Origin of the sequence: Rouxiella badensis, from assembly GCF_026967515.2 — a bacterium.
In the GTDB taxonomy this organism is placed as follows: Bacteria; Pseudomonadota; Gammaproteobacteria; order Enterobacterales; family Enterobacteriaceae; genus Rouxiella; species Rouxiella badensis.
The window spans coordinates 1,840,165-1,853,990 of record NZ_CP114062.1; the positions used below are offsets into that span (position 1 = coordinate 1,840,165).

Genomic DNA, 13,826 nt, shown 5'->3' on the forward strand with positions numbered 1-13,826 from the left:
CAGTAATTAGTTATCTAACGGGCTGTTGGGCCTTGGCAAACCGATATTTTCCCTTAGCGTATTCCCGGTATATTCTGTTCGCATCAGGCCGCGACGCTGTAATTCAGGAACAACCATCGTTACAAAGTCGTCATAGCCATCGGGCACGGTGTGAAATACGATAATGAATCCGTCACAGGCACCGGTCATTAACCACTCCTCCATTTGGTCGGCAATCTCACTCGGTGTGCCCACCATTTCGCCGGTCCCCGACTCCGCTGCCCTTTTCGCCAGCTCACGCACGGTGAGTTTTTCCCGGCGTGCGAGAGCCACCCATTCACGCTGATTTCCTTGCCCCTGTTCCGTCACCGGCAGTTCGGGTAAAAGTTTGTCAGGGTCGAATTTGGAGCAATCGACACCGAGACGAATGGAAAGGTTGGGAATATTGCTTTCAACGTGAACCAGGTCATCCATGCTGCGTTTTTTAGCGATTGCCTCTGCGCGGGTATGTCCCACATAAACCTGATTAGCCGGAAGAATTTTAATATGGTCGGGGTTTCGTCCAAACGCCACGGCGCGAGATTTCATGTCCTGATAAAAACTGCGCCCGGTCTCGATACTGCGGGCGTTGCCAAATACCAGGTCTGCCGACTTAGCGGCCATCTGCCGCGCACCTTCCGATGCTCCGGCCAGCGCAACGACCGGCCACCCTTGCACGGGGCGCGCAATATTCAGCGGCCCTTTTACCGAGAAATACTTGCCTTTATGATTAATCGGCCGGATGCGCTCTATGTCTGAAAACACTCCGCTCTCTTTGTCCATTTTCAGCGCATTGTCCGACCAACCGTCCCACAGCTTGGTCACCACCTCAAAAAACTCGTCGGCACGCTCGTACCTTTGTGCATGCCTCAGCGCCGTTTCCAGACCGAAGTTCAGCGCGGCTTCGGGATTCACGGTGGTCACAATATTCCATCCGGCGCGACCGTTACTCAGGTGATCGAGCGAGGCGAAACGCCTTGCCAGCAAATAAGGGTCTTCGTAACTGGTTGACCCGGTCGCTATCAGCCCAATACGGTCGGTGCAGGCCGCAATGGCCGAGAGCATCATCAACGGGTCAAACGAGGTGACCGTCGCGCTTCTCTTTAACGCTTCGGGCGGCATCGGCATCAGGGCAAGATGGTCAGCGGTAAAAATGGCGTCAAAGCAGGCCCGCTCGAGTTTCTGAGCCAAAGACTTGATGACCGGCCAGTTAAAATTGGCGTCAGCGGGGGCTTCGGGATGTCGCCACCACGCCGTGTGTAAGCAAATCGGGCGCATAAAGCCCCCAAGACAAAGTTGTTTTGTCATCTATGTTCATTCTTGTTGGAAATGGAAAGATCAACGCGCATCCCATGCCGCGTTGAAGCGCACAAATCCAGCCTCAAGATCGGCTGTTAAATCATTAACATCCTCAAGACCAATGTAAAAACGCACACAGGGGCCGACGGGTTTTCGTGATGAGGCGCTGCGATAGGCGGTGCAGTCAAAGGGCAGCACCAGGCTTTCAAAACCTCCCCAGGAATAACCCAGGCCGAAATAGCGTAATCCTTCCAGGAAGGCAGACACCGCCTTGTTCGATGCGGGCTGCAGTACTACGGAAAACAGGCTCGAGGCTCCGGTAAAGTCCCTCGCCCACAGGGAATGGCCAGGGTCGCCTTCGAGTGCGGGATACCAAACGCATTGCACCTCGGGTCTGGTGGCTAGCCAGGTGGCAATGCGCAGCGCATTCTCCTGATGCTGGCGAAGGCGTACGCCCAGGGTGCGTAAGCCGCGAAGCGTCAGCCAGGCATCATCCGGGCTGACGCACATACCGATTTCTCGATAGTACTTTTGCAGCTGCGCCAGCGCGCGCGGCGAGGCTGAGACCATGCCAATCATCACATCCGAGTGCCCACAGATATATTTCGTGCCCGCCTGCACCACCAGATCTGCCCCGTGCCCGATAGCATCAAAGAACAGCGGCGTTGCCCAGGTGTTATCCATGATGACCAGAAGATTAAACTCGCGCGCTACCGCCACTATTGCGGCAATGTCAGAGACCTCCATGCTCTGTGAGCCGGGAACCTCCAGATAGATGGCTCGCGTTTCCTGTCGGATTAACCGGCGCAATGCCTCGCCGCTCAGTAAAGGGTCAAAGTAGGTTGTTTCAACGCCACTGCGCCGCAGAACGCCCTCGCAGAGCGTGCGCGCTGGCCGATAGGCTGCGTCCGTCATCAACAAATGATCGCCCGCGGTCAGGCACGACATCAGCGCGGTCGAAATCGCCGCCAGGCCGGAGGGACACAGTACCACTCCGGCACTGTTGTCCAACGAACGCAGGGTTTCCTGCAATGCCACTGTCGTCGGACTGCCGAGGCGGCCATAAACGAAGGGCTGACGATAGCCCAGTAAGTCATCGACCGTCGGCGCAAGGACGGTTGACCCACGGTAAAGCGGCGTATTGACGAACCCCTGATTCGCCGCGGGACAGCGCCCCGCGTGAGTTAGCCGGGAGTCGATGCCCGGCGCAGCGTCCGTTTCTCCCAGGCAACGTTTCATTCATCCTCCTCGATGATGCGTACCGCCCCTTTGGCGGCGCTGGAGGTCATTGCCGCATAGGCTTTGAGCGCAGAGGAAACGCGGCGTTTGCGCGCCCCCGGCTTCCAGGCCTGACGCCCGCGCAGCTCCATTTTTTCACGGCGCAGCGCGAGTTCAGCCTCTGTCACCTTGAGTTGAATCGAGCGGGACGGGATATCGATTTCAATCAGGTCGCCATCCTCAATCAGGGCAATATTGCCGCCCTCGGCGGCTTCTGGCGAAGCATGGCCGATAGAAAGCCCTGAGGATCCGCCCGAAAAACGTCCATCGGTGATCAAGGCGCATTTCTTGTTTAACGCCTTGGACTTCAGATAGCTGGTCGGATACAGCATTTCCTGCATACCCGGTCCGCCGCGAGGCCCCTCGTAGCGGACAATCACCACGTCGCCCGCTTTGACAACGCCGGAAAGAATGCCCTCTACTGCTTCGTCCTGCCCCTCAAATACTTTCGCGGTGCCGGTGAAGCAAATCATGCTTGGATCAACGCTTGCCGTTTTCACAATGCACCCCTCTTCGGCGATGTTGCCAAACAGCACGGCAAGGCCGCCATCGCGGGAGAAGGCGTGCTCTGCATCACGCAGACAGCCGGTGCGTCGGTTGGTGTCCAACGCCGGATAGAAGTTATTTTGGCTAAAGGCCACCTTAGTACGCACACCGCCTGGCGCAGCGCGATAGAACTGCCTTACGCTGTCCGAGGTGGAGGTTTTAATGTCCCACAACTTCAGCGCCTCACCCAGGGTGGCAGAATGCACGGTCGGCAGGTCAGTGTGGAGCAGGCCAGCACGCGCCAGTTCGGCCAGAACGCCCATCACCCCTCCTGCACGGTGTATATCCTCCATGTGTACATTTTCAACCGCCGGTGCGACCTTGCACAGAACCGGCACTTTTCTCGACAGACGATCGATGTCAGCCATCGTGAAATCAACTTTGCCTTCATAGGCGGCGGCCAATAAATGCAGCACGGTATTGGTGGAGCCGCCCATCGCGACATCCAGCGCCATGGCGTTTTCGAAGGCGCTGACACTCGCGATGGCGCGCGGTAACACGCTTTCATCCTTCTGCTCATAGTAGCGGCGGCACAGCTCGACGATTTTACGTCCTGACTCTAAAAACAGTGATTTACGCAGGGCATGCGTCGCCAGCATTGAACCGTTACCCGGCAACGCAAGCCCCATTGCCTCGGTCAGGCAGTTCATCGAGTTGGCGGTAAACATGCCCGAGCAGGATCCGCAGGTTGGACAGGCGGCCTCCTCGACGGCTTTCACCTCTTCGTCGGTCATGCTGTCGTCGGCGGCAACGACCATGGCATCAATCAGATCGAAAGAACGCTTTTCACCGCGCAGCGTCATCTTGCCCGACTCCATCGGCCCTCCTGACACAAAAATAGTGGGAATATTTAAGCGCAACGCCGCCATCAGCATGCCTGGGGTTATTTTGTCGCAGTTGGAAATACAGACCATGGCATCGGCACAGTGTGCGTTAACCATATACTCGACGCTGTCCGCAATCAGTTCACGCGAAGGAAGGCTGTAGAGCATACCGTCATGCCCCATCGCAATCCCGTCATCGATGGCAATCGTATTGAACTCTTTGGCAACGCCACCGGCCTCTTCAATTTCTCTGGCAACCATTTGCCCAAGATCTTTTAAATGCACATGCCCTGGGACGAATTGCGTAAAGGAATTCACGACGGCAATAATTGGCTTGTCAAAGTCGCCATCTGTCATACCTGTGGCTCGCCATAAACTTCTTGCGCCTGCCATATTACGGCCGTGGGTTGAGGTGCGTGAACGATACATTTATAAGTTGCCCTGTCTTAATAATAAAGATTATGTGGAACTCATATTAGAATCGACAAAACTCCCTGTGAAATATATTCTGCTATAGCAATTAAGTTACTGGGGATATTAGTCATGGACACGAGACAGCTGAAACATTTCGTTACCGTCGCCGAGACACTGCATTTCGGTAAGGCCGCCGAACGTCTGAATATGACGCAGCCTCCGCTAAGCCAATCAATAATGGCGCTGGAGAAAGAACTTGGCGACGCACTTTTTTTGCGTACCAAAAGAAATGTCTCGCTGACCCCTTTCGGAGAACAATGGCTATTCCACGTCAAAAGCGTTTTGAATAGTATGAACTCATTGCCTGAGATAGCCGACAGATTGCGTAAGGGTGAATCAGGACAGCTCATGTTATCGTTTATTAGCAGCGCCGGTTACAATATCCTTCCCCAGCTAGTGAGCCATTTCAGAGAGCGATATCCGGCGGTCGAACTGGTATTAACGGAAGCGACCACCGATGTGCAAACCACCGCGATTATCAATGAAAAAATTGATGCCGGGATCATCATCCCGCCCGCTGACAAGCAGTTCCCTGCTATTTTGAGCTACAAAAAAATCATGTCGGAACCGCTGATTGCTGCCGTTCCGGCCTCATGGCTGGCCAAGGATAGAATCCATCTTACCCAGGGTAAGCTGTGTCCTAATATGGTTATAGATTCACCGCTTATTATTTTCCCTCAGCAGGTTGCACCGTCTTTTTACGCCCTGGTCATGAGCTATTACGCCTCGCACGGCGCCCAGCCAAATATCATTCAGCAGGCTATTCAAATGCAAACGATAATAAATCTCGTTGCATCGGGAATAGGTATTGCATTAGTCCCTTGCTCTCTGCGCCATTTAGCCAGAACCGGGGTTGTTTATCTTGATTTACTTGAAACGCCGCCTCAGCTTGAGGTTGGGATAATGTGGCGAGAAAACAATAACTCCGCCATTCTTCAAAACCTGATAAAAATAGCCACTGAAACGGAGTGATTCATAAATATCAAAACTTCGTTTCATTAAAATAATTATTGGGTGCAGGGGTTAATACCGACTCTCGCGTGAAATGCTTTGAAATATTTTATGGGAGAATATCCTATTCCTTATTTAATTAACTGAAACATCAGGAGGGTTTATAAACGCAGGCAGATTATTTTAATCAACTTAGTTCCTATTATCGGGAGATAATTGAAATAACGCTCGTTTCTGCACACTTGCTGTTTCCAGCTTTCCTGACAGGGTCAATCTTATAGAACATTGCTAGCGATGCCCGTGAAACGGCTTTTATGCAAAGAATTTGGCAGATACTGCCAGCCGCCCTTCGTGCTCAAGAGGCCTTATCGATTTCAGATTATGACAGCGCGCACATGATGTGCGCCGGTCACAGGCCTCGTAGTGAAAAGACAAAGGGGGGCTTACTCGTCAGAATCGCCCTCAGGCTTGCGGGTACTCAAGCCGTATTCGCGCAGCTTGTTAGCAATGGCGGTATGCGAGACGCCCAAACGTTTCGCCAGTTTGCGGGTGCTCGGATAAGTGCGATACAGCCGCGTCAAAACCGAACGCTCGAAGCGCTTGCTGATATCGTCGAGCGAACCATTGAGCGCTTCTTCACCCAGCGTAACCTCGACGTCAAAGTCCGGCAGCGCCAGATCCTGCGGGCGAAGCTCATTGCCTTCCAGCTGGGTTAACGCACGATAAATCGCATTCTTCAGTTGGCGCACGTTGCCCGGCCAACCGTAGTGCGTCAGATAGCTGCCCAGCTGCGCGTTCAGCTTCGGACGCGGCATGCCCTGTTCGTCGGCAAAGCGCGCCACAAATAGCTCGGTCAGCGGCATAATATCGGACGGACGTTCGCGCAGCGGCGGCAGTGTCACGGTCAGCACGTTGAGACGGTAATAAAGGTCTTCGCGGAATTCGCCGCGCTGCACCAGTTCGACCAGATTCTTCTGCGTGGCGCAAATGACGCGCACGTCAACCCGCACCTCATGCTCCTCACCCACCCGACGGAAGGTGCCGTCATTGAGGAAACGCAGCAGTTTTATCTGCATTCTTGGCGACATCTCGCCAATCTCGTCGAGCAATACCGAACCGCCGTTGGCCTGCTCGAAGAAGCCTTTCTTGCCTTCAAGCGCGTTCGGATAAGCCCCTGGCGCGTAACCAAACAGCTCACTCTCGACCACGTCGTCAGGCAGCGAGGCGCAGTTGAGACCGAGGAAAGGATTCTTGCCGCGTGAACTGCGCAGGTGACAGGCGCGGGCCAGTAAATCTTTGCCGGTACCGGTATCGCCAACAATCAATAGCGGGGCGTCGAGCATCGCCAGCTTCTTGGCCTGATCCAACACCTGACGCATCTTCGGACTCACCGCCACGATGTGGTCAAACTCGCGTTCGTCGTTGATGGTTAAATCTTGCAGCTGACGACCCATACGCGCCGCCGATTTCAACATCACCACCGCACCAACCACTTCGCTGGCCTGATTCTCGTCATCGAGTTTGATAGGGGTGAGATCCATCAGGAAGTCCTGCCCCTGAATCACCACCCGTTCAGTATGCGGTTTGTCACTGTCGTGATCCAGCCAGCGGGTGAAGTTGTAGCCGCTGATGAGACTTGCCGCGGTATGATTGCGGATTCGTCCTTCATCCAGTTCGAAAAGGCTTTGAGCGGCAGGGTTTGCCTGCTCGACTTTGCCTTTCATATCGATGGAGAAAACCGGTTCTGGCATCGACACCAGCAGCGCACGCAGGGCGCGGTGCTCACGTTCGGAGGGCATAAATGGCACGGTTCGGACGTCGGTCACGCCTTCAATGCGGCGAATTTCGGCCATCAGTGCGCGGAAGGTGTCAAAATCCAGCTGTGAAAAGTTGAGGTAGATACGGCCAATCGACGCAATTTCTATCCCATGCAAATCAATACTGCGCAGCACTAATAAATCGAGCAATTCTCGGGCAAGACCCAGACGGTCCTCACAAAAAACTTCCAGGCGCATCAGTTTTGACCTTATTCAGAAAACGCAAAAATTCTTGCACTTATAATACCCTGTCGCGACCACTGTAAAAAGAGACTGTCACAAAATGTTGACAGAAAATTCTCTGCCTGCCGAATTCGTCACCAAATCAGCGCCATCCCGCCTTGTAAGATGCTGTTAACCTGGGTTCACAGGCCCCTCTTCGAGTGACATCGTTGACAAAACTCTGCTAACATCACTGCCTGATTTCAACGCCAAATGGTTCCCGACTATGAAGTTCGTCTCTTTTAATATCAACGGATTGCGTGCCCGTCCCCATCAGCTTGCCGCGATTATCGAACAACATCAGCCAGACGTCATCGGCCTGCAGGAAACAAAAGTCCACGACGACATGTTCCCGCTCGAAGAGGTCAGCCAGTATGGCTATCACGTCTATTACCACGGTCAAAAGGGTCATTATGGCGTTGCGCTGTTGACCAAAGAAGAGCCGGTAGCGGTGCGTCGCGGTTTCCCAACCGACGAAGAAGACGCGCAGCGCCGTATCATCATGGCCGACATTCAAACGCCACAGGGTCTGTTGACCGTGATCAACGGCTATTTCCCGCAGGGCGAAAGCCGCGACCATCCCACCAAATTCCCGGCCAAACAGCGTTTCTATCAGGATTTGCAGGACTATTTACAGCTGCAAATGTCGGTAGAGAACCCGGTGCTGGTGATGGGCGACGTCAATATCAGTCCGACGGACCTGGATATCGGTATCGGTGAAGACAGTCGCAAACGTTGGTTGCGTACCGGTAAGTGCTCGTTCCTGCCGGAAGAGCGCGAATGGATGGAGCGCCTTAAGGGCTGGGGTCTGGTTGACACGTTCCGTCACGCCAATCCTGAAGTCAACGACCAGTTCTCATGGTTCGACTATCGTTCAAAGGGTTTTGACGACAACCGTGGTCTGCGTATTGATCTGGTGTTAGCAAGCACGCCGCTGGCGGCTCGCTGTAAGGCAACCGGCATCGATTATGCGATTCGCGGAATGGAAAAACCGTCGGATCACGCACCGGTGTGGGCAGAGTTCGACCTGAAGTGAACGGCTTAAAAACGGTCGTTGTGGTCGCCGCGATAATAGAACGCGACGGCCGCATTCTGCTGGCCCGACGCGATGCCCAGAGCAGCCAGGCGGGTATGTGGGAGTTTCCCGGCGGTAAGGTTGAATCGGGTGAAACGCAGCCCGAGGCACTGCGCCGCGAACTGCTTGAAGAGCTGGGCATTGAGGCGGAGATTGACCAGTGGATTGCCAGCAACGACTGGCAACAGGCAGAACGCATCATCGAGCTGCATGCCTGGCGGGTTGGCGACTTTCGGGGTGAGATAACGTTACACTGTCACAGTGACGTGCGTTGGGTCTTGCCGCAGGAGGCGCTCGAGTTTGCACTGGCGCCTGCCGATATTCCTCTGCTCGACGCCTACATCACTCAGCTTTCCTCCCCGTAGTCCTCGCTATTCCCCGGTTTGCGCCGCCTTTGACGGTGGGCGTTTCCGCTTACCTGCCGCCGCAGCTTTCGGCTTCGACGGCAGGCTGCGGAACATCGGCGAGACGCGATTCTGTCTGGCCTGCACGATCAGGTCCTGCAACGTAGTGACCAGCGGCTGCATAAAGTCCTGATAACGGCAGTTTTTCTCACTGATACGCGTCAGCGTTGATTCCCAATCGGCAGTCATGTCGGGTCTGGCGGCAATATCGGGAAGCGAGTGAATCAATGCCCGACCGGTATCACTCGAATGAATGTAACGTCCTTTTTTGTACAGAAACTCGCGGCGGAACAGCAGCTCGATAATCCCGGCGCGCGTCGCCTCAGTGCCCAGCCCATCAGTGGCACGCAGGATCTTCTTCAACGCCTTGTCCTGCACGAAACGTGCAATGCCGGTCATCGCCGACAGCAGCGTGGCGTCGGTAAACGGCCTCGGCGGTTGAGTCTGGCGCTCGACCACTTCACCGCGTTCACATAAAAGCTCATCCCCCTTGGCGACCACCGGCAGCGGCGTCCCTTCGTTTTCCTCGTCACGCTCTTTGCTGCCCAGCAGCGTGCGCCAGCCCGCCTCGGCCAGAAAACGCGCCTTGGCAACGAATTTTCCACCGGCGATTTCCAGGTCGATCACGCATTTGCGAAATACTGCGTCGGCGCAGAATTGCATCAGATATTGACGCGCAATGAGGCCATAAATTCGGCTTTCATCTTCGGTCAAATTCACCTTACTGCTGCGCGCGGTAGGAATAATCGCGTGGTGAGCATCGACCTTTTTGTCGTCCCAGCAGCGGTTGCGTTTATCGACATCGAGTGCGGGCTGCGGCAGCAGATTGGGCTGATGAATACCGATAGCGTTGAGCACCGAATGACGTCCGGCGAAGTGCTCCTCTGGCAGGTAACGGCTGTCGGAACGTGGATAGGTAATCAGCTTATGTGTCTCATACAAACGCTGACAGATATCGAGTATTTTCTGTGCGCTCAAACCGAAGGCTTTTGCGCCTTCGATTTGCAGCGTGGAGAGCGAGTACGGCAGCGGCGCAACTTCAGACTCGCGCTTGTCGTTATAGCCAGTGACGATCGCCGGTTGGCCCCCTATCCGCGCGACAACGTGGTCGGCAAGCGGACGATGCAACAGGCGGCCCTCTTCATCCTGATAAGGTTCACAGGACTCACTCGGCTGCCACAGCGCCACAAAACGCTCGTCGGCGGGGGTTACGATGTGAGCCTTCACCTCGAAGAAATCTTTCGGCACGAAGTTTTCAATCTCTTCGTCACGACGAACCACCAGCCCAAGCACCGGTGTCTGCACACGGCCGACCGACAGCACGCCGTTATAACCGGCGTTGCGACCGAGAATGGTGTAGGCGCGCGTCATATTGATTCCGTAGAGCCAGTCGGCGCGGGAACGCGCCAACGCCGAGACGCAAAGCGGGATGAAATCGCGGTTGTCGCGCATTCTCGAGACCGCACGCTCTACCGCCTGCGGATTAAGGTCATTCACCAGACAACGTTGCACCTGCTGGCGCTTTTGCGGATTCAGCTCAAGGTAGTCGAGCACTTCATCGACCAGCAGCTGCCCTTCTCTGTCAGGGTCGCCTGCGTGCACAACCTCACTGGCTTCAAGCAGCAGCCTCTTTATTACGTTCAGCTGTTTCGCCACCGACGGACGTGGTTGCAGCTGCCATTTTTCAGGGATAATTGGCAGGTCTTCAAGCGCCCAGCGCGCATAGCGGCTGTTATAAGCGTCGGGCTGCGCCTGCTCCAGCAGGTGCCCAACGCACCAGGTCACCACGTCCTGATTGCCACAGGCAATAAAACCGTCTCCGCGCTTATGCGGTTTAGGTAATACATCAGCGATTGCTCTGGCAAGGCTGGGTTTTTCGGCAATAAACAATCGCATCAGGCATGGCTCACAAACAGGGGGCGACAACTTGTCCTTTAGTTTACCTATGTTAGCCGCTAGGCAGAGAATTGATAAGTCGCTATCGCCAATCAGCCGGGACGTTCGCTCACAAAAACGGCGAAAAAGGGAATTATCGGATAAATCAGGCCACGGTAGCGCCTTCGATAAGCGGATAAACCACCGCCGCGATGAGCGCCTACCATGGCCTGTGGTGTTGAAACCGTCTGTTTCCAGACGCGACGCCGCCTTGCTCTCCAGCAGCCCCTGGGGGATTCAAGTTTGATGAGCGTCGCGGCAATGCCGTTTCTTGCTTCCTGAACGGCACGCCTGTTTAGAAGTAGCTGACAAACGCAGCGCTGTCGGCAGGAATAACCTGGGTATTGGATTTCAGCTGTGGCGTACCCAGGTACAGGAAGCCCACAATTTGGTCGTTCTCGGCGCAGCCAAAGGCGTGTCGTACTGCGGCGTGCTCGGTCCACGGGCCAGTTCGCCAGATACCGTTGAAGCCCTGAGCCAGTGCGGCCATCTGCATCGCATGCACGGCACAACCGGCGGAAACGACCTGTTCCCACTTCGGTACTTTCGCACTTTCTTTATAGTCTGCAATGACGGTAATAATCTGCGGGGCGCGCATCGGTGCTAGCGTGGCTTTCTCAATGGCTTTCTCGTCCAACCCGTCTTTCTCGGCGGCGCTTTTCAACAGATGGCTAAAACGCGTCAGGCCGTCGTTCTCGACGATCACGAAGCGCCACGGCTGAAGTGCGCCGTGGTCCGGGGCACGCATACCTGCATTAATGATATTCTGCAAAACCTTGCCAGACGGCGCAGGTGCCGTGAGGCGTGAAGCGGAGCGGCGGTTAAGCAGCAGGTCCAGAGCGTCCATAATTCTCTCCTGATAATGAGTTGTATTCACCTTACGTTAACATAACCCCCTGTATTGTGGCTATCAGACAGGGTTAAGGCTATGGGGTGCCTGAGCCGCCTGCCAAATTATGAAATGATTTAAAGCTGACATTTTTCTGGCAGGTCATTAGGATAGCAGCACTAGTCGCTCTAAATGGAGAGAACATGCGCATACTGTGGCGAATCATCGCCGGATTTCTTAGGTGGACCTGGCGTCTGCTTAATTTTGTCAGAGAATTTATTCTTAATCTTTTCCTGGTGTTGATCATTTTGGTCGCCGTCGGGATTTATTTCGAGCTGCAATCCAAGCCTGTCGAGACACCGACCAAGGGTGCACTGTTGGTGAACCTGAGCGGTTCGGTGGTAGATAAACCCACGGTCAACAACAAGGTTCGCCAGATTGGCCGCGAGTTGCTGGGTACCTCGAGCAATCGCCTGCAGGAAACCTCGCTGTTTGACCTGGTTGACACTATTCGTGCCGCCAAAAACGACAGCAACATCACCGGTATGGTGCTCTCGCTGACCGATTTCACCGGCACCGATCAGGCCTCGCTACAGTATATCGGCAAGGCGCTGCGCGAGTTCCGTGACTCTGGCAAACAGATTTACGCCGTGGGTGATAGCTATGACCAGTCACAGTATTATCTGGCCAGCTTCGCCAACAAGATTTATCTGTCGCCGATGGGGACCGTTGACCTGCACGGTTTCGCCACCAACACGCTTTACTACAAGACGCTGCTCGATAAGCTGAAAGTGACCACCAATATCTTCCGCGTGGGGACTTACAAATCAGCGGTTGAACCGTTAATGCGCGACAACATGTCGCCTGCGGCGCGTGATGCGGATACCCGCTGGGTCACCGGCCTGTGGAACAACTATCTGAATACCGTGTCTGCCAACCGCCAATTGACACCGGAACAGCTGTTCCCGGGCGCGGCGGGCATGCTGACCGGTCTACAGCAGGTGGACGGCGATACTGCCGAATACGCGTTGAAAAACAAGCTGGTTGATGTACTGGCCTCACGCGGCGAAGCTGACGATGCGATGATTAAGGCCTTTGGCTACAACAAGCAGAAGAAAGACTTCAACTACGTGAGCCTTGACGACTACTCGCCAAAACAAAAGCAGGATGATAACGCGCCACAAATCGCGGTTATCTTTGCCAACGGTGCGATTGTAGACGGCGAAGGTCAGGCGGGCGACGTGGGCGGCGATACCACCGCTGAGCAAATTCGTCAGGCGAGACTCGATCCTAAAATCAAAGCCATTGTGTTCCGGGTTAACAGTCCGGGTGGCAGCGTAAGCGCCTCAGAGGTTATCCGTTCCGAACTGGCTGCTGCCAGAGCGGCGGGTAAACCGGTGGTGGTCTCTATGGGCGGAATGGCGGCGTCGGGCGGTTACTGGATCTCCACACCGGCCAACTATATTATCGCCAGTCCGAGCACCCTCACCGGCTCTATCGGCATCTTTGGGGTGATCAATACCTATCAGGACACGCTGGGTCAGTTTGGCGTGCACACCGACGGTGTAGCAACCTCCCCGTTGGCCGATATCGCGACCACCAAAGCGCTGCCTGCGGAGTTCTCGCAGATGATGCAGATGAACATTGAGCACGGCTACAAGACCTTCATTGGCCTGGTTGCCAAGGCGCGCAACAAGACGCCTGAGCAGATTGACCAGATTGGGCAGGGCCACGTGTGGATCGGTACCGATGCTAAAAACAACGGTTTGGTCGATCAACTGGGTGATTTCGATGACGCAGTCAAGAAAGCGGCCGAGCTGGCAAAATTGCCAAAATGGCAGCTTAACTGGTACGTCGATCAGCCAAGCCTGACCGATATGGTGTTCTCGCAGATGAACGCCTCCGTTCATGCGATGCTCCCGGCCGTCGCGCAGGCTTATCTGCCTGCTCCGGTTGCCGACGTGGCGTTGAAAATGAGCTCACAGGCGGACCTGTTCAATAATCTGAACGATCCACAAAATCGCTATGCGATGTGTCTCACCTGCGGTGACGTGAAGTAATTCACCCACGCAATAACGCTTAATTTCTGAACGAAAACCCCAAAATGGCCTCTTTTCTGAGGCCATTTTTTTAATCAATTCGCATTCACATTTT

At 54.8% G+C, this 13,826-nt stretch carries 10 protein-coding genes; 4 read left to right on the forward strand and 6 right to left on the reverse strand.

From position 1 onward, the window contains the following. Window positions 1-6: 6 nt before the first annotated feature. The 3 genes from O1V65_RS08600 to ilvD are packed head-to-tail and all read right to left on the reverse strand — an operon-like array spanning window position 7 to window position 4,394. Window positions 7-1,326 (reverse strand): LLM class flavin-dependent oxidoreductase, encoded by a 1,320-nt coding sequence (locus O1V65_RS08600; RefSeq protein ID WP_084912096.1) that lies wholly within the window; start codon window positions 1,324-1,326, stop codon window positions 7-9. Between the two features lie 30 nt (window positions 1,327-1,356). Continuing rightward, window positions 1,357-2,556 carry a cystathionine beta-lyase gene (gene metC, locus O1V65_RS08605; protein ID WP_084912097.1) on the reverse strand — a complete coding sequence of 400 codons (1,200 nt, stop codon included), beginning with the start codon at window positions 2,554-2,556 and terminating at the stop codon, window positions 1,357-1,359. Further along, the gene (gene ilvD / locus O1V65_RS08610; RefSeq protein WP_026110410.1) at window positions 2,553-4,394 is read right to left on the reverse strand and encodes a dihydroxy-acid dehydratase; all 1,842 of its coding nucleotides are present in this window, start codon (window positions 4,392-4,394) and stop codon (window positions 2,553-2,555) included. The genes metC and ilvD overlap by 4 nt, the downstream gene beginning before the upstream one ends. A gap of 114 nt (window positions 4,395-4,508) precedes the next feature. Here ilvD and O1V65_RS08615 point away from each other — a divergent pair, with 114 nt between their 5' ends. Further along, window positions 4,509-5,411: a LysR family transcriptional regulator gene (locus tag O1V65_RS08615; RefSeq protein ID WP_017491019.1), complete on the forward strand. Its 903-nt coding sequence runs from the start codon at window positions 4,509-4,511 to the stop codon at window positions 5,409-5,411. A 422-nt stretch (window positions 5,412-5,833) separates the two neighbouring features. On the opposite strand, the gene tyrR is transcribed toward O1V65_RS08615, so the two are convergent. Further along, complete coding sequence (gene tyrR / locus O1V65_RS08620) at window positions 5,834-7,405, reverse strand: transcriptional regulator TyrR (protein ID WP_192503638.1); 1,572 nt, start codon at window positions 7,403-7,405, stop codon at window positions 5,834-5,836. A gap of 250 nt (window positions 7,406-7,655) precedes the next feature. On the opposite strand from tyrR, the gene xthA reads away from it, so the two are divergent. Beyond that, window positions 7,656-8,465: an exodeoxyribonuclease III gene (gene xthA / locus O1V65_RS08625; RefSeq protein ID WP_017491017.1), complete on the forward strand. Its 810-nt coding sequence runs from the start codon at window positions 7,656-7,658 to the stop codon at window positions 8,463-8,465. After that, entirely contained in the window at window positions 8,462-8,869 is a 408-nt protein-coding gene (locus O1V65_RS08630; protein WP_084912098.1) for a pyrimidine (deoxy)nucleoside triphosphate diphosphatase, read from the forward strand. Before xthA ends, O1V65_RS08630 begins: the two co-directional genes overlap by 4 nt. A 6-nt stretch (window positions 8,870-8,875) precedes the next feature. On the opposite strand, the gene O1V65_RS08635 is transcribed toward O1V65_RS08630, so the two are convergent. Both O1V65_RS08635 and O1V65_RS08640 read right to left on the reverse strand, forming a co-directional pair. Further along, window positions 8,876-10,804: a DNA topoisomerase III gene (locus O1V65_RS08635; protein ID WP_017491015.1), complete on the reverse strand. Its 1,929-nt coding sequence runs from the start codon at window positions 10,802-10,804 to the stop codon at window positions 8,876-8,878. A 334-nt stretch (window positions 10,805-11,138) separates the two neighbouring features. Then, window positions 11,139-11,690, reverse strand: a complete 552-nt coding sequence (locus tag O1V65_RS08640; RefSeq protein ID WP_017491014.1) for an NAD(P)H nitroreductase — start codon at window positions 11,688-11,690, stop codon at window positions 11,139-11,141. Between the two features lie 185 nt (window positions 11,691-11,875). Between O1V65_RS08640 and sppA the strand changes: the two genes are divergently transcribed. Further along, the gene (sppA, locus tag O1V65_RS08645; protein WP_017491013.1) at window positions 11,876-13,732 is read left to right on the forward strand and encodes a signal peptide peptidase SppA; all 1,857 of its coding nucleotides are present in this window, start codon (window positions 11,876-11,878) and stop codon (window positions 13,730-13,732) included. The last annotated feature ends 94 nt before the right edge of the window (window positions 13,733-13,826 follow it).

Coding starts and splice junctions, on each gene's coding strand:
- xthA (WP_017491017.1), top strand. CDS start 7,656: ATGAAGTTCGTCTCTTTTAATATCAACGGATTGCGTGCCCGTCCCCAT.
- tyrR (WP_192503638.1), bottom strand. CDS start 7,405: ATGCGCCTGGAAGTTTTTTGTGAGGACCGTCTGGGTCTTGCCCGAGAA.
- O1V65_RS08615 (WP_017491019.1), top strand. CDS start 4,509: ATGGACACGAGACAGCTGAAACATTTCGTTACCGTCGCCGAGACACTG.
- O1V65_RS08635 (WP_017491015.1), bottom strand. CDS start 10,804: ATGCGATTGTTTATTGCCGAAAAACCCAGCCTTGCCAGAGCAATCGCT.
- O1V65_RS08640 (WP_017491014.1), bottom strand. CDS start 11,690: ATGGACGCTCTGGACCTGCTGCTTAACCGCCGCTCCGCTTCACGCCTC.
- ilvD (WP_026110410.1), bottom strand. CDS start 4,394: ATGTATCGTTCACGCACCTCAACCCACGGCCGTAATATGGCAGGCGCA.
- sppA (WP_017491013.1), top strand. CDS start 11,876: ATGCGCATACTGTGGCGAATCATCGCCGGATTTCTTAGGTGGACCTGG.
- O1V65_RS08600 (WP_084912096.1), bottom strand. CDS start 1,326: ATGACAAAACAACTTTGTCTTGGGGGCTTTATGCGCCCGATTTGCTTA.
- metC (WP_084912097.1), bottom strand. CDS start 2,556: ATGAAACGTTGCCTGGGAGAAACGGACGCTGCGCCGGGCATCGACTCC.